Raw genomic sequence first — 16,347 nt, forward strand, 5'->3', positions numbered from 1 at the left:
ACATTCTTGGTTGATAATAGATAAAGGAAGAGAGCGTGATAGGTCGTCTCAGAGGCATTATTCTGGAAAAGCAACCGCCGCAGGTACTGATAGAAACCAATGGCGTTGGCTATGAAGTTCACATGCCGATGACGTGCTTTTACGAGCTCCCGGCGCTTTCTCAGGAAGCCGTCATTTTTACCCATTTTGTAGTACGTGAAGATGCTCAACTGCTGTTTGGTTTTAATGATAAACAGGAGAGGGCATTGTTCCGTGAGCTGATTAAAGTGAATGGCGTGGGGCCGAAACTGGCATTGGCCATCCTTTCCGGTATGTCAGCCACGCAATTTGTCAGTGCGGTTGAGCGGGAGGAGATCGGCGCACTGATTAAGCTGCCCGGCGTCGGTAAAAAAACCGCTGAACGCCTGGTGGTTGAAATGAAAGATCGCCTTAAAGGTCTGAGTGGCGATCTGTTTAATCCAGTCGGAGATATCCCATTAACCTCGCCGCCCTCCGCAAATAATATGATTGGCGATCCGGAAAGTGAGGCTGCTTCTGCGCTGATTGCCCTGGGCTATAAGCCCCAGGAAGCCAGTCGGTTAATCGCCAGGGTTGTCCGCCCTGATTCAGACTGCGAAACCCTGATCAGGGACGCGCTACGCGCTGCGCTGTGAGGTATTCATGATTGAAGCAGATCGCTTGATTTCCGCAGAGGCCATCCCCGAAGAGGAATTTATTGACCGCGCTATTCGTCCGAAACTTTTGGCGGAATATGTCGGTCAGCCTCAGGTCTGCGAACAGATGGAGATTTTCATTGAGGCGGCGCGTAAGCGTGGTGATGCCTTGGATCATCTGCTGATTTTCGGCCCTCCCGGTCTGGGGAAAACCACGCTGGCAAACATCGTGGCCAACGAGATGGGGGTTAATCTGCGAACCACCTCTGGCCCGATACTGGAAAAAGCCGGGGATTTGGCAGCGTTGCTGACCAACCTCGAACCGCATGATGTCCTATTTATCGATGAAATCCATCGCTTATCGCCAGTGATTGAAGAAGTCCTGTATCCGGCAATGGAAGATTATCAACTGGATATCATGATTGGCGAGGGGCCTGCCGCCCGTTCGATTAAACTGGATTTGCCGCCCTTTACACTTATTGGCGCGACCACTCGCGCAGGCTCGCTAACGGCGCCGTTGCGCGACCGTTTTGGTATTGTCCAACGACTGGAATATTACAAAGTTGCCGATCTGCAATATATCGTCAGCCGCAGTGCACAATGTTTGGGGCTTGATCTCACCTATGACGGTTCGCTGGAAGTTGCCCGGCGCTCGCGCGGTACGCCGCGTATTGCGAATCGACTACTGCGCCGCGTGCGTGATTTCTCAGAGGTTAAATCTGAAGGCGCCATCACCGGAGAAGTCGCAACGCTGGCACTGGATATGCTGGCCGTGGATAGCGAAGGTTTCGATTATATGGATCGCAAACTGCTGTTGGCGATTATTGATAAATTCATGGGCGGCCCGGTGGGGTTGGATAACCTGGCAGCGGCAATCGGCGAAGAGCGGGAAACCATTGAGGATGTGCTGGAACCTTATCTGATCCAGCAGGGTTTTATCCAACGTACCCCGCGGGGGAGAATGGCGACGCAACATGCGTATCGCCATTTTGGCCTGGCGCGTGAGGAATAATCTCCTCACGCGCCTCAATGCTCCACTCACGGCTTAATCGGAATCAGGTTGGTTGTTTCTTAATTAAGCTGGCAATAAACAGCAGTGACGCGCAGAGCACCACCGACGGCCCGGCAGGCGTGTTGTAGCCAGCGGAAAACGCCAGACCCCCGGTGATCGCCACCATACCGGCGCCCACCGCGAAGCCAGCCATCTGTTCCGGTGTGTGGGCAAAGCGGCGGGCGCTGGCGGCGGGAATAATCAGCAACGACGTAATGATTAATGCCCCGACAAACTTCATGGCGATACCAATAGTCAGCGCGGTGATCAGCATCAGAATCAGCTTGGTGCGCGCCAGGTTGACGCCATCAACATGCGCCAGTTCCGGGCTGATTGTCATGGATAATAGCGCCTGCCATTGCCAACTCAGCACCGCAATTACTACGGCTACGCCACAGCCGATGATACATAGATCGTTGGTGGTGACAGAGAGTAAATCCCCGAACAGATACGCCATCAAATCCACACGGACGTTATCCATCAGGCTGACCACCACCAGACCGAGCGAAAGTGCGCTGTGCGCCATAATTCCCAACAGAGTGTCAATCGCCAGATAGGGACGACGCTCCAGCCAGACCAGACCAAGCGCCAGCGCCAGCGTAACGGCAATAACGGCATAGAACAGATTAATGTCCAGCAGTAAGCCAAAGGCAACCCCTAACAAGGATGCATGAGCCAGCGTATCGCCGAAGTAGGACATACGTCGCCAGACAACAAACGAACCCAGCGGGCCTGCCGCAATGGCTAAAAAGATCCCAGCCAGCCAACCGGGAAAAAGAAGTTCAATCATGCGTCGCTTCCACCTCGTTTTTTCAGAATGATGCGCCCGTTTAAGTCGTGACGATGATTATGATGATGCCGGTAAATGGCTAACTGCTCAGTACCGTGATGGCCGAACATAGCTAAAAATTCGGGATGCAGAGACACCACTTCCGGCGTACCCGAACAACAGACATGCTGGTTAAGGCATAGAACTTCATCGGTTTTGGCCATCACCAGATGCAGATCATGGGAAACCATCAATACTCCACAATTAAATTCCTGACGAAGTTGATTGATCAAGTCATAAAGCGCGATCTGGCCGTTGACGTCTACGCCCTGTGTCGGCTCATCCAATACCAGTAACTGTGGATTGTTTATCAACGCACGGGCCAGCAGAACTCGCTGGTTTTCCCCACCGGACAGTTTTTGCATCGGCTGTTGTAGCAGGTGGGCGGCATGAACGCGTTTCAGCGCGGGTAAAATATCCTGTTGTTTAACGCCGGAGCGCAGGCGCATAAAACGGCTGACGGTCAATGGTAGTGTGGTGTCGAGATGCAGCTTTTGCGGGACGTAGCCAATGCGCAATCCTGGCGTTTTTTGCAACCTGCCCGAGGTGGGCGGCAGCAGGCCCAACACAACGCGGACCAGCGTTGATTTCCCGGCACCATTAGGTCCCAGGAGCGTAAGAATGCGTCCCGGCTGTAAAGATAATGAGATGTCTGACAACACTTTTCTGCTGCCAAATGACACTGAAATATTATGGAGTGATACCAATGTGGACATAAAATTTGGTTTGCAGAGATTCTGTAATGTTATAATATAACAAATCACATATTAAATCGATGGGACAAGATACGATGCACGTGCATTTTCAGCAAAATAAATGGTTAAAAAGTGTGTATGTCGCCAGCGCACTGATGATTTCTTACTCGTCTATTAACGCTGCTTCCGCCGAAGTTCTAACATCTATCCGTCCGCTGGGGTTTATCGCCTCAGCGATAACGGAAGGCATTACGCCAACTGACGTTCTGTTGCCCACAGGCGCTTCACCTCACGATTATGCCTTGCGTCCCTCCGATGTACAGCGTTTACAATCTGCCGATCTGGTTATCTGGGTCGGGCCTGAAATGGAAGCCTTTTTAGGAAAACCGATGTCACAGATTGCGCCTGCAAAGCAGATTACGTTATCTGAATTACCGGCAATAAAAGCACAACTGATAAAAGAAGCAAAACATCAGCACGCTGATGACGACAATGAGCACGAAAATGAACACCATGATAGTGGGCACCATGAAGGTGAAGACCACGCAGGTGAACATGATCATGCCGCTGGCTCAACACCGGCAGAAGAGGACGATGGACATCACCACGGCGAGTACAATATGCACATTTGGCTGTCACCAGAGATGTCAAAACAGGCGGCAAATGCTATACATGCAAAATTATTGGAACTTATGCCTCAAAATAAAGACAAACTAAACGCGAATCTGCTTTATTTCACAGATAAAATTGCGCAAACAGATAAAAAAATTGCTAACATGCTAGCGCCTGTGCGGGGTAAAGGTTATTTCGTATTTCATGATGCCTATGGTTACTTTGAGCAACGCTATGGTTTAAGCCCATTAGGTTATTTTACGATCAATCCGGCGATTCAACCCGGAGCACAGCGCTTACACGAGATTCGAACACAGTTGGTTGAGCATAAAGCCGTATGTGTTTTTGCTGAACCACAATTCAGGCCAGCCGTTATTAATGCTGTCGCCAAGGGAACTGACGTACGCTCGGGCGTGCTGGACCCATTGGGAAGCGATATCGCACTGGGTAAAGATAGCTATGTGAATTTCTTATCACAGTTGTCGAACCAGTATCTGAGCTGCCTGGAGGAAAAATCATGAGGATACGAATAAGTGCAGCAGGTAGTCCGAACTATCGCTCTGGCGTATAACAGTTTACCAAGACCCCACCGTGTCATGTTGGGGTCTCTTACCGTTGTCACATTGGCCGTTGCTGTTTGGCGGCCATTTGTTTATCCCCCCGTTAATGATGCCCCGGTGATAGTGAAAGATATCGCTCTGGAAGCCAGCCAGCAGTTGCGTGCGCTTACGCCAGAGGCCAGCGAACCTATCGATCAACCCACGCCGGATGATGAAATCCCGCAGGATGAGCTGGATGATAAAGTCGCTGATGATGGCGGTGTGCATGAATATGTGGTTTCAACCGGTGATACGTTAAGCAGCATTCTCACGCAGTACGGCATAGATATCGCGGAAGTCACCAAGCTTGCCGAGCAAAATCGGGCTTTGCGTAATCTTAAAATTGGTCAGCAACTATCCTGGGTGTTGGGTGATAATGGTGAATTGCAGAATCTGACCTGGCAAATGTCCCGCCGGGAAACCCGGATTTATGAACGCGTCGGTTCCGATTTCAAAGAGCGGATCGAAATGTTGAAGGGGGAATGGCGCAATAGCGTGTTAAATGGTCGGCTGAACGGCAGTTTTGTCAGCAGCGCCAAAAATGCAGGCTTAACCAATAGTGAAGTCAGTGCAGTAATCAAAGCGTTGCAATGGCAACTTGATTTTCGCAAGCTGCGTAAAGATGACACTTTCTCCGTGCTAATGTCCCGTGAGATACTGGATGGCCGTAGCGAACAAAGCGAATTATTGGGTGTTCGCCTGAACACTGGCGGTAAGGATTATTTTGCGATCCGTGCCGAAGACGGTAAATTTTATGATCGTGAAGGTTCCGGCTTGGCGCGTGGGTTTATGCGTTTTCCTACCATGAAACAGTTCCGTATCTCTTCTAACTTCAGTCCCCGCCGTCTTAATCCTGTTACTGGCCGTGTCGCGCCGCATAAAGGTGTTGATTTTGCCATGCCGGTGGGTTCTCCAGTGCTGGCAGTCGGTGATGGAGAAGTGATAATTGCCAAACGCAGCGGTGCTGCGGGTAACTATATTGCGATACGACACGGTCGGCAGTATACCACGCGCTACATGCACCTGAATCGCATACTGGTAAAACCAGGTCAAAAGATTAAGCGTGGCGATCGCATTGCTTTATCGGGTAATACCGGGCGTTCTACTGGGCCGCATTTGCATTATGAGTTCTGGGTAAACCAACAGGCGGTAAATCCCTTGACGGTCAAGCTGCCACGATCTGAAGGCCTGACAGGCAAAGAACGCCGCGATTATCTGGCGCAGGTGAAAGAGGTTGTTCCACAGCTTCAGTTCGATTGATTTTTGGGTAGTGTTTTTTCAGCCGGTAGCTTGCTGCCGGCGTTTTTATTTATAGGTTCCTGATATTATTGCTTTTTGGTGGACTATGGCGACGATAATTGCAAAACGGCGGTTGGCAATTATTATTACCTCATAATTTATTTGAAGAGTTTACGCATGGAAAAAGAGAAAAAAACGGGCGCTGAGTTTGTTCCTCAGTTCCAGCGAGCCTTTTATCATCCGCGATATTGGGGAACCTGGCTGGGTGTCGGGGCTATGGCCGTCGCTGCCTATATCCCTGCTCGTTTGAGAAATCCTTTCCTGGGGGGGCTAGGCCGCGTCGTTGGGCGGTTTTCCAAGGGTGCGCGTCGGCGTGCGCGTATTAATCTGCTGTACTGTATGCCGGAGTTAACGGAAGCCCAGCGTGAAACCATCATCGACAATATGTTCGCTACCGCACCGCAGGCAATGGTCATGATGGCGGATGTGGGGATCCGTGACCCTGAAAGTGTGGAAAAATATGTCCGCTGGCATGGTGAAGAGATACTGCATAAGTTAAAGGAGCAGCAGAGAAATGTGATTTTTTTGGTGCCACATGGCTGGGCCGTGGATATCCCAGCCATGCTAATGACCGCACGCGGGCAACGCATGGCTGCTTTGGTTCACAACCAGAAAAATGCGCTGATAGACTTTTGGTGGAATACGCTGCGTCGTCGCTTTGGTGGCCGGATACATGCGCGTAATGATGGCATAAAGCCTTTCATCAGTTCTGTACGGCAAGGGTGTTGGGGATATTATCTTCCCGATCAGGATCATGGCGTGGAACACAGCGAGTTTGTGGATTTTTTTGCCACCTATAAGGCAACTTTACCCGCAATAGGCCGTTTGATGAAGGTGTGTAATGCGGATATTGTTCCTCTATTCCCCGTGTATAACGCGAAAACCGGTTGTCTGGATGTGTTTATCCGTCCGCCGATGGATGATCTGACCAACGCTGACAATGAATATATTGCCCGCCGCATGAATGAGGAAGTTGAGATCCTGGTCAGACCCAATCCAGAGCAATATACCTGGATCTTGAAATTACTGAAAACCCGTAAACCGGGAGAAGTAGAGCCTTATTGCCGGGACGATCTTTACCGCAATTAGTATGTTCCAGCTTCACTCAGTACATTACGGGATGAGTAGCCGTTATGCAGACACCATAAATACGCAGGGCGGATTTTTAACGTCACGCGGTGGCGACACGGAGAGATGGGGGAGTAAAAGAGCCGGACGATAGGGGCGAGTCGTCCGGCTTCTTATCTAAACGCGTTATAGCGCCAGCCTGTTTTGCCGATTACTCCACCCGCAGTATACGGATTGTATTGGTGGTGCCAACCGTACCCATAACATCACCCTGAGTCACGATGACCAGATCTCCGGACATCAGGAACCCCTTATCGCGCAGCAGAATGACGGCATCATTGGCAGCGGCCACGCCATCGGTATAGCTGTCAAAATGTACTGGCGTAACACCACGATAAAGTGCGGCCAGATTTAGTGTGCGTTCATGGCGCGACATGGCGAAAATGGGCAGACCGGAACTGATACGGGACATCATCAGCGCGGTGCGTCCTGATTCTGTCATGGCAATCAGAGCGGTCACCCCTTTCAGATGGTTAGCGGCATACATTGAAGACATCGCGATTGATTCTTCAATATTATCGAACTGCACATCAAGGCGGTGTTTGGAGACATTGATGCTGGGGATTTTTTCCGCCCCAAGACAAACTTTCGCCATTGCGGATACCGTTTCGGCCGGGTACTGTCCTGCTGCGGTTTCAGCAGAGAGCATAACCGCATCCGTACCATCCAGCACGGCATTTGCCACGTCCATCACTTCAGCCCGGGTTGGCATCGGATTAGTGATCATCGATTCCATCATTTGCGTCGCGGTAATCACTGCACGATTAAGTTTACGCGCACGGCGAATGAGCTTTTTCTGAATGCCGACTAATTCAGGGTCGCCAATTTCGACGCCCAAATCACCCCGTGCAACCATCACGACGTCAGACGCCAGGATGATATCGTCCATCGCTTCATCGGAGCTAACTGCTTCTGCCCGCTCGACTTTAGAAACGATTTTTGCGTGGCAGCCCGCGTCGCGAGCAAGGCGTCGGGCATAATTCAGATCTTCGCCGGTGCGAGGGAAGGAAACAGCCAGATAATCAACATTGATTTTTGCGGCAATGATAATGTCTTCTTTATCTTTTTCCGTTAGCGCTTGTGCAGAAAGACCGCCGCCGAGCTTGTTAATCCCTTTGTTGTTAGATAGTGGACCGCCGACAGTGACTTCGGTGTAAACTTTCATGCCTTCAACCTGAAGGACTTTCAATTGTACACGGCCATCATCCAATAACAGAATGTCGCCAGGGATAACGTCACCAGGCAGGCCTTTATAATCAATACCGACTTTTTCTTTATCGCCTTCACCTTTGGACATATTTGCGTCCAACAGGAATTTATCACCGATGTTCAGAAAAATTTTACCTTCCTTGAAGGTGGAAACTCGGATTTTTGGCCCCTGTAGATCACCAAGAATGGCAACATGGCGGCCTAATTTTGCCGCAATTTCACGAACTTTATTGGCACGTAATTGATGGTCTTCTGCTGTGCCATGAGAAAAATTCAGGCGTACTACGTTAGCGCCTGCAGCAATAATCTTTTCCAGATTATTGTCGCGATCCGTAGCTGGCCCCAGGGTTGTGACAATTTTGGTTCTTCTGAGCCGTCTGGACATGTATAACTCCGTTGACTTGTGAAGCAGTAGTGTTGCGATTAATGTCGGATAACCATGTAAAGTGTAACTTTACGACGAAACTATTTCAGCCTCGTTACCCGAATTCCGTGTTGAGTCTAATTTGTTGTTATTATATCTCTTATTTCAATTAGTTATAACAAAATAAAAACAAAACACTTTAAGTATTAAAAATCAACTAAGAGGGTTAATAAAACCTTCTTCTTTATCAAAGCGCGATTCTCGTAATGCTTCCTTGACTCGCTTCAAGTTATCTCTGAATTTTGCACCACGGCGTAGTGTGAAACCGGTAGCCAGCACGTCAATAAGGGTGAGTTGCGCCGTACGGGATACCATCGGCATGTAAACATCCGTATCTTCCGGGACATCAACACGCAGTGTGAGGGATGCTTCACGCGCCAGAGGCGTTCCATCGGAAGTGATGGCGATCACTGTAGCGTCATTCTCACGGGCCAAACGTGCCATCTCAACCAGACTTTTCGTCCTTCCGGTGTGTGAAATAAGCACGACAACGTCCCCCTCGCTGGAGTTCATACAGCTCATCCGTTGCATCACAATGTCGTCAAAGTACACAACGGGAATATTAAAACGAAAGAACTTGTTCATGGCATCATGCGCTACCGCCGACGATGCGCCAAAACCAAAGAAGGAGATCTTTTTCGCCTGCGTCAGCAAATCCACCGCCCGGTTAATCGCAGCAATATCCAGACAGGATTTCACATGTTCCAGCCCGGCCATCGTAGATTCAAAGATTTTGCTGGTATAGGAATCAACACTATCATCTTCTTCTACGTTGCGATTCACATAAGGTGTTCCATTCGCCAGACTTTGCGCCAGATGTAGTTTAAAATCAGGAAACCCTTTCGTTTCAAGACGACGGCAGAAACGGTTGACTGTGGGTTCACTAACGACAGCCATCCTGGCCAGGGTTGCAATACTTGAATGGATTGCCGTTTGCGGAGCGCTCAGGATCACTTCAGCGACCTTTCTTTCCGATTTACTCAGAAGCTCCAGGTGACTCTGAATTTTTTCCAATATATTCATATGACAAGGGCCATGTAAGTTTTCCCCGATTTCAACTAAAGGAGCAGCCAATGTGAATTTCGTGAAAATATACTACGCCCCTGTGAAGGTTTGCAGAGGGCAAAACGTGAAGTTGCACTCTTTTTTTATCAGAACATGACATGTGTCTAACTTTCAGAAAAGTAATTTGTTGTCAGAAACGGTGGAAAATTTCTCTTTCAGGCGCAGGCCTCATGCGCTTTAGTCATGGTAAAAAAGTTTTTTGTAACTCTCAGTCAGCTTATATAGAGTCTTGAGTTTTTGGACGGGTTTACTGGCTAGAATCAAAAAGAGTACATTATTGCTGTAATAAAATTACAGCATCCTGCAACGAGGAGATGAACATGGCGGTAACTTCAACAGCCCAGGCGTGCGATCTGGTTATTTTCGGCGCGAAGGGCGATTTGGCGCGCCGTAAATTGCTGCCTTCCCTATACCAGTTAGAAAAAGCAGGTCACATCCATCCAGATACCCGGATCATTGGCGTAGGCCGAGCCGAATGGGATAAAGCAGAATATACCCGCATAATTCGCGATGCGCTGGATACTTTCATGAAAGAGCCGATTGACGAGGCATTGTGGAAAACATTAAGCGCTCGTCTGGAGTTCTGCAACCTTGATGTCGACGATACGAAAGGTTTTAGCAAATTGGGAAAAATGCTTGACCAGAAAAATCGCACCACCATTAACTATTTTGCTATGCCGCCCAACACGTTCGGGGCTATTTGCCGGGGATTAGGCACCGCAGGGCTAAATAAAGAGCCGTCTCGCGTGGTGATGGAAAAACCATTGGGAACGGATTTGGCATCCTCTTGTGTCATTAATGATCAGGTCGCTGAGTATTTTAACGAGTGTCAGGTTTATCGTATTGACCATTATTTAGGTAAAGAGACCGTGCTGAACCTGCTGGCACTGCGTTTTGCTAACTCGTTATTCTCGGCTAACTGGGACAATCGTACCATTGATCATGTACAGATCACGGTTGCTGAAGAAGTGGGGATCGAGGGGCGCTGGGGTTATTTTGATAAAGCCGGACAGATGCGCGATATGATCCAAAACCATCTGTTGCAGATTCTGACCATGATTGCCATGTCGCCGCCTTCTGATCTGACTACCGATCGCATCCGTGATGAAAAAGTGAAAGTATTGCGTTCATTACGCCGCATCGATCGCACCAACGTGCATGAAACAACCGTGCGGGGCCAATATACGGCAGGGTTTGTTCAAGGCAAAAAAGTCCCCGGCTATCTGGAAGAAGAGGGCGCGAATAAGAGCAGCGGTACGGAAACCTTTGTCGCGATTCGTGTTGATATTGATGACTGGCGCTGGTCGGGTGTGCCTTTTTACCTGCGAACGGGGAAACGCCTGCCAACAAAATGCTCCGAAGTCGTTGTGTATTTTAAAAACCCAGCGCTGAACCTGTTCAGCGACTCCTATCAGCAACTACCGCAAAACAAGCTGATTATTCGCTTGCAGCCGGATGAGGGGATTGAAATTCAGATCCTGAATAAAATTCCTGGCCTGGAGCACAAACACCGTTTGCAGACGGTGAAGCTGGATCTGAGTTTCTCTGAAACCTTTAATCAGCAGCACCTGGCAGATGCCTATGAACGCCTGTTGCTGGAAAGTATGCGCGGTATTCAGGCTCTGTTTGTCCGCCGTGATGAAGTTGAGGAAGCATGGAAGTGGGTTGATTCAATTATGGATGCATGGTCGATGGATAACGATGCGCCGAAGCCTTATCAGGCGGGTAGCTGGGGGCCGGTGGCATCGGTTGCGATGATTACTCGCGATGGCCGTTCCTGGAATGAATTTGAATAACTGATGTGACAAATCTGCTTGGAATAGAGCAGATTTGAACGCTGCGTGCAGCAGCCCCAAGAGGCTGAACACCGTCAACCAGAAAGACGAAGAGGACTTGTATTCAATGCAATGGATGGCTAACGGTGCGGTCGGACGTCTGTAGCTAATGCAGACCCTGTGGCAGGGTGCGCTATATCATTAATGATGCCCACGGGCATGCCTGGAGACAACTCTTGATGAAAAACTGGAAAACGAGCGCGGAACAGATTTTGACAGCGGGTCCCGTTGTTCCTGTTATTGTTGTGAATAAGCTGGAACATGCGATACCGATGGCAAAAGCATTGGTCGCAGGCGGCGTTCGCGTTCTGGAACTCACATTGCGTACCGACTGTGCCGTAGACGCTATTCGCGCCATTGCTAAAGAAGTGCCTGAAGCGATTGTCGGTGCGGGTACGGTGACTAATCCTCAGCAACTGGCCGACGTGACTGAAGCTGGTGCGCAATTTGCCATCAGCCCAGGGCTGACGGAGCCTTTGCTAAAAGCAGCAACAGAAAGCGGCATCCCGTTAATTCCGGGTATCAGCACCGTATCTGAACTGATGCTGGGTATGGATTATGGTTTGCGCGAGTTTAAATTCTTCCCGGCAGAAGCCAATGGGGGCGTTAAGGCGTTACAGGCGATTGCGGGGCCGTTTGCACAAATTCGTTTCTGTCCGACCGGGGGAATTACGCCGAACAACTACCGTGATTACCTTGCACTGAAAAGTGTACTCTGTGTCGGTGGTACCTGGCTGGTGCCGAACGATGCGCTGGAAAGCGGTGACTATGCGCGTATCACTGAACTGGCACGAGAGGCGGTTGCGGGGGCGAAAGCGTAATAAGCCGGTCGTTGTATCGTTCAAGCCATCCATTACTCATGGATGGCTTTTTTATGGCGGGCTGTTGCTTGACGGCGGTTTTATGATCTCAATGATGCTTAACCACAGACCTTCACTGCTGAAGCGGTTTTTTTCGCCAGAATGACGGCCTCGCCTGTGCTCTTCGCAGTTGCCAGCGCAACGCCCATACGGCGTTTACCACTGATTTCCGGTTTGCCAAACAGACGGATCTGCGTGTAGGGATGCAATGCGGTCTCCAGTGCCTGATAGCGAACATTCTGGCTATCCATCTCGGGCAGTATAACTGCTGAAGCAGCGGCGCCGTACTGACGAATGGCGCCGATGGGTAATCCCAGAAATGCGCGCACATGCAACGCAAACTCTGACAGATCCTGAGAGATCATCGTCACCATGCCGGTATCATGCGGGCGTGGTGAGACTTCGCTGAAAATAACCTCGTCGCCACAGACAAACAGTTCAACACCAAACAGCCCAAAGCCACCCAGCGCTTTCACCACGTCGCTGGCAATTTTTTGTGCCCGATCTTGCGCCAGGGAACTCATTTGTTGTGGTTGCCAGGATTCTCGGTAATCCCCATCTTCCTGACGGTGACCGATTGGCGCGCAGAAGTGAATACCATCTACCGCATGGATCGTCAGCAGGGTAATTTCGAAATCAAAATTGACCAATCCCTCGACAATAACCCGCCCACCGCCAGCGCGACCGCCTTGCTGCGCATATTGCCAGGCGTTATCCAACTGCTGAGGTTCGCGGATCAGACTTTGTCCTTTGCCGGATGAGCTCATCACCGGTTTAACGATACAGGGGTAACCAATTTCAGCAACGGCCTGCTGAAAACTTGTTTCACTGTCGGCAAAGCGATAGCTTGAAGTAGGTACTGCCAGCGTTTCGGCAGCCAGCCGTCGTATTCCTTCACGATTCATGGTCAGGCGGGTTGCCTGCGCGCAAGGCACCACATGATGTCCTTGCTGTTCAAGCGTCACCAGCATGTCGGTGGCGATCGCTTCAATCTCAGGCACGATGTAATCAGGACGTTCAGCTTCAACCAACGCTTTTAATGCTTCTCCGTCCAGCATGTTAATGACATGGCTTCGATGGGCAATCTGCATGGCCGGTGCATCAGCATAGCGATCGACCGCGATGACCTCGATACCTAACCGTTGACACTCAATCGCAACTTCTTTGCCTAACTCACCGGAGCCTAGCAGCATCACGCGTGTGGCACCGGTTCGCAGGGCCGTTCCAATCGTTAACATAACGTTATACCTGGTCTGATTGTGAAAAATGGCCGCAGTATAAACGAAAACGTTTGCGCCCGCATCTTGCACTAATTTTTGCGAACTTCCTCGACGAAACAGAGACAAGCACATGCTGTTACTTGGCATCAGCGGGGAATCGTGCCACTCTTTTTATTCCAGAAAAAAGGAATCAGAATGCCATGAAAGCACCGCAAGCAGCAAAACACCCCCATCCGTTGACCGTCCACGATGACACCCGCATCGATAACTACTATTGGCTGCGTGACGATGAGCGAACCGATCCTCAGGTTCTGGCGTACTTGCAAGAAGAAAACAACTACAGCAAAGAGGTTATGGCGCCTCATGAAGCGCTCAGGCAGAAGTTGTATGACGAAATGGTTAGCCGGATACCGTCTGAGGATATGTCGGTTCCCTATGTCAAAAAGGGTTACCGCTATCAGAGTCGCTATGCGCCGGGTAAAGAATACCCTATTTACCTGCGTCAGCTTGAAAATGTAACGGATGAATGGGAAACACTGCTGGATGGGAATCAACGGGCAGAGCATCATGAGTTTTATAGCTTAGGTACGCTGGAGGTGAGCCCCGATAATCAGATTCTGGCCATATCGGAGGATTTTCTGTCGCGCCGGCAGTACGACATCCGTTTTCGTAACCTGAAAAGCGGTGAATGGCTGCCCGATGTGATTGAAAATGTTTCGTCAGGGGCTGAATGGTCGGCAGATTCCGCTGTTCTTTATTACGTCCGCAAACATCCGCAAACCTTATTGCCTTATCAGGTCTATCGCCATCGTCTGGGAGGCGATTCGGCGTTTGATGAGCTGGTCTATGAAGAGAGGGATGATACTTATTATGTCAGTTTGGGAAAGACAACCTCAGAAAGTTACATCACTATTTATCTCAGTAGCACAACCACTACGGAAGTTCTGCTGATCGATGCGGCGAACCACAATGCTGCGACGCAGGTATTCATCCCGCGTCGCAAAGAGCATGAATATGCTGTAGACCATTATCGTGGCGCGTTTTATCTGCGTTCCAACCGAGAGGGGAAAAACTTTGGCCTGTATCGCACGCTGGATATGGAGGAAAGTAGCCTGGAAACGCTGATTGCGCCGCAGGAGCATCGTGTGCTTGAAAGTTTCGAGCTATTTCGTGACTGGTTAGTGGTGGAAGAAAGAGAGCGGGGGTTAACCAGCCTGCGGCAAATTCACTGGCAATCGGGTAAAGAAAAAAGTATTACCTTCAATGATGCAAGCTATGTGACCTGGTTATCGTATAACCCAACACCGGAAACCGCCTTGCTGCGCTATGGGTATGCATCTATGACCACACCGAGTTCGCTTTATGAGTTGAATATGGACACCGGTCATCAACAGTTGCTCAAGCAGGCTGAAGTAAAAAACTTTTCGTCAGATGACTATTGCAGCGAGCGCTTATGGATTAAGGCTCGAGATGGCGTAGAAGTGCCGGTCTCTCTGGTATATCACCGTGAGCATTTCACGCCGGGGCAAAACCCTATACTGGTATATGGCTATGGCGCTTACGGCAGCAGCATGGATCCGGATTTCAGAATCAGTAGGTTGAGTTTGCTTGATCGCGGTTTTGTCTTTGCGCTGACGCATATTCGCGGTGGCGGCGAACTGGGCCAACAGTGGTATGACGATGGACGCTTGCTGAACAAAATGCATTCGTTTACCGATTTTATTGATGTATCGCAGGCATTGGCTGAAAAAGGCTACGGAAATCGGCAGAAAATGTTCGCTATGGGGGGAAGTGCAGGTGGTCTACTAATGGGGACTGTTGTGAATCTGGCGCCGGATTTATTTAAAGGGGTCATTGCGCAGGTTCCGTTTGTTGATGTACTGACCACCATGTTGGACGAGTCCATCCCCTTAACCACGGGGGAATACGAAGAGTGGGGCGATCCTAATGACAATGCCTACTACGACTATATTCGGCAATACAGCCCCTACGACGGTGTAAAAGCACAAGATTATCCACATATGCTGGTGACTACCGGGTTGCATGATTCACAGGTTCAGTATTGGGAACCGGCGAAATGGGTGGCAAAATTGCGGGAAATGAAAACAGACGATCGCTATTTATTTCTGTATACCGATATGGATGCTGGGCACGGTGGTAAGTCGGGGCGCTTTAAGCATTATGAAGATATTGCGCTGGAGTATGCGTTCTTGCTGATGATTCTTGAAACTGACTGAAGCCATGAGAGTAAACCCGCTGATAGCGGGTTTACCGATCAGCATAGTGGATTATTAATTGATGGCGTCCGCTTGTGGATTCGCCTTCTTGTCCTTTTTATCCGCACGCTTTTCGGCTGCGGTTTTCAAGGGTTTCTTTTTGCTGTTCTTTTTGCTGTCCATTCCTTTACTCATTTCTGACCTCGCTTGGTAAAAGTGTGGTTTGCCCATTCATTAACTGCCTGTTCTGCCCCACATGCAAGAAGAAATTATTTTTTATCGCTACGAAATATGTCGTCAGAGTAATATGCAACAGACTTTATTTGGATTTAGGCTCGTAGGGCAGGCGTGAGAACTGCAAAGACATTTGACGATAAACGCTGACGCGCTCGCGGAAATAATGACGCAGATGTTCCGGTTGTTCCCTCTCTACCATTTCAGGGATAACGGGCATGTTATAACGCTCTTTAAAGGCAACACCTGACGCAGCCAGATCCACGTTAACCTTGTCCATCTCTTCTTTGGAAAGATCGGCCAAATTATATCCCATATGCGTTTTCTCCTGCCTATCGATGACCACACATTGTGCGTCAAGGTAATGCAGCGGCAGTAAAATGGCAAGTCGCTGTAATGTGTTCTATCAGTTTAGAAT

General features: G+C 49.6%; 15 protein-coding genes. 8 read left to right on the forward strand and 7 right to left on the reverse strand.

Annotated elements, in window-relative coordinates:
• The first annotated feature begins 35 nt into the window (after positions 1–35).
• Together ruvA and ruvB are read left to right on the forward strand one after the other, a co-directional pair.
• Positions 36–653 carry a Holliday junction branch migration protein RuvA gene (gene ruvA / locus BIY29_RS11570; protein WP_121575274.1) on the forward strand — a complete coding sequence of 206 codons (618 nt, stop codon included), beginning with the start codon at positions 36–38 and terminating at the stop codon, positions 651–653.
• 7 nt (positions 654–660) lie between these two features.
• On the forward strand, positions 661–1,665 hold the full coding sequence (ruvB, locus tag BIY29_RS11575) for a Holliday junction branch migration DNA helicase RuvB (RefSeq protein ID WP_121575275.1): 1,005 nt from the start codon (positions 661–663) through the stop codon (positions 1,663–1,665).
• A 43-nt stretch (positions 1,666–1,708) separates the two neighbouring features.
• Here the strand turns inward: ruvB and znuB are convergent, their stop codons facing one another.
• On the reverse strand, positions 1,709–2,494 hold the full coding sequence (gene znuB / locus BIY29_RS11580) for a zinc ABC transporter permease subunit ZnuB (RefSeq protein WP_121575276.1): 786 nt from the start codon (positions 2,492–2,494) through the stop codon (positions 1,709–1,711).
• A complete protein-coding gene (gene znuC, locus BIY29_RS11585) occupies positions 2,491–3,249 on the reverse strand; it encodes a zinc ABC transporter ATP-binding protein ZnuC (RefSeq protein WP_121575277.1) in 759 nt (252 codons plus the stop codon). The genes znuB and znuC overlap by 4 nt, the downstream gene beginning before the upstream one ends.
• Positions 3,250–3,323: 74 nt before the next feature.
• On the opposite strand from znuC, the gene znuA reads away from it, so the two are divergent.
• The 3 genes from znuA (at position 3,324) to lpxM (ending at position 6,827) form a co-directional block, all read left to right on the forward strand.
• Entirely contained in the window at positions 3,324–4,361 is a 1,038-nt protein-coding gene (znuA, locus tag BIY29_RS11590; protein WP_121575278.1) for a zinc ABC transporter substrate-binding protein ZnuA, read from the forward strand.
• A gap of 12 nt (positions 4,362–4,373) precedes the next feature.
• The gene (gene mepM / locus BIY29_RS11595) at positions 4,374–5,699 is read left to right on the forward strand and encodes a murein DD-endopeptidase MepM (protein ID WP_121575279.1); all 1,326 of its coding nucleotides are present in this window, start codon (positions 4,374–4,376) and stop codon (positions 5,697–5,699) included.
• Positions 5,700–5,855: 156 nt separating this feature from the next.
• On the forward strand, positions 5,856–6,827 hold the full coding sequence (gene lpxM / locus BIY29_RS11600; protein ID WP_121575280.1) for a lauroyl-Kdo(2)-lipid IV(A) myristoyltransferase: 972 nt from the start codon (positions 5,856–5,858) through the stop codon (positions 6,825–6,827).
• A 190-nt stretch (positions 6,828–7,017) separates the two neighbouring features.
• Here the strand turns inward: lpxM and pyk are convergent, their stop codons facing one another.
• Both pyk and BIY29_RS11610 read right to left on the reverse strand, forming a co-directional pair.
• Positions 7,018–8,460 carry a pyruvate kinase gene (pyk, locus tag BIY29_RS11605; RefSeq protein WP_121575281.1) on the reverse strand — a complete coding sequence of 481 codons (1,443 nt, stop codon included), beginning with the start codon at positions 8,458–8,460 and terminating at the stop codon, positions 7,018–7,020.
• Between the two features lie 192 nt (positions 8,461–8,652).
• Positions 8,653–9,522 carry a MurR/RpiR family transcriptional regulator gene (locus tag BIY29_RS11610; protein WP_121575282.1) on the reverse strand — a complete coding sequence of 290 codons (870 nt, stop codon included), beginning with the start codon at positions 9,520–9,522 and terminating at the stop codon, positions 8,653–8,655.
• Between the two features lie 362 nt (positions 9,523–9,884).
• Between BIY29_RS11610 and zwf the strand changes: the two genes are divergently transcribed.
• Together zwf and BIY29_RS11620 are read left to right on the forward strand one after the other, a co-directional pair.
• Positions 9,885–11,360 (forward strand): glucose-6-phosphate dehydrogenase, encoded by a 1,476-nt coding sequence (gene zwf, locus BIY29_RS11615; RefSeq protein ID WP_121575283.1) that lies wholly within the window; start codon positions 9,885–9,887, stop codon positions 11,358–11,360.
• 218 nt (positions 11,361–11,578) lie between these two features.
• Positions 11,579–12,220 carry a bifunctional 4-hydroxy-2-oxoglutarate aldolase/2-dehydro-3-deoxy-phosphogluconate aldolase gene (locus BIY29_RS11620; RefSeq protein WP_121575284.1) on the forward strand — a complete coding sequence of 214 codons (642 nt, stop codon included), beginning with the start codon at positions 11,579–11,581 and terminating at the stop codon, positions 12,218–12,220.
• A 98-nt stretch (positions 12,221–12,318) separates the two neighbouring features.
• Here BIY29_RS11620 and purT read toward each other — a convergent pair whose 3' ends face one another.
• Positions 12,319–13,497 (reverse strand): formate-dependent phosphoribosylglycinamide formyltransferase, encoded by a 1,179-nt coding sequence (purT, locus tag BIY29_RS11625; protein WP_121575289.1) that lies wholly within the window; start codon positions 13,495–13,497, stop codon positions 12,319–12,321.
• Between the two features lie 182 nt (positions 13,498–13,679).
• Between purT and BIY29_RS11630 the strand changes: the two genes are divergently transcribed.
• Positions 13,680–15,716 carry a S9 family peptidase gene (locus tag BIY29_RS11630; RefSeq protein WP_121575285.1) on the forward strand — a complete coding sequence of 679 codons (2,037 nt, stop codon included), beginning with the start codon at positions 13,680–13,682 and terminating at the stop codon, positions 15,714–15,716.
• Between the two features lie 54 nt (positions 15,717–15,770).
• Here BIY29_RS11630 and BIY29_RS20220 read toward each other — a convergent pair whose 3' ends face one another.
• Together BIY29_RS20220 and BIY29_RS11635 are read right to left on the reverse strand one after the other, a co-directional pair.
• The gene (locus BIY29_RS20220) at positions 15,771–15,926 is read right to left on the reverse strand and encodes a hypothetical protein (protein WP_170158924.1); all 156 of its coding nucleotides are present in this window, start codon (positions 15,924–15,926) and stop codon (positions 15,771–15,773) included.
• An 88-nt stretch (positions 15,927–16,014) separates the two neighbouring features.
• The gene (locus tag BIY29_RS11635) at positions 16,015–16,245 is read right to left on the reverse strand and encodes a DNA polymerase III subunit theta (protein ID WP_121575286.1); all 231 of its coding nucleotides are present in this window, start codon (positions 16,243–16,245) and stop codon (positions 16,015–16,017) included.
• Positions 16,246–16,347 lie beyond the last annotated feature (102 nt).

Source organism: Brenneria alni (genome assembly GCF_003666245.1).
Classification (GTDB): Bacteria; Pseudomonadota; Gammaproteobacteria; order Enterobacterales; family Enterobacteriaceae; genus Brenneria; species Brenneria alni.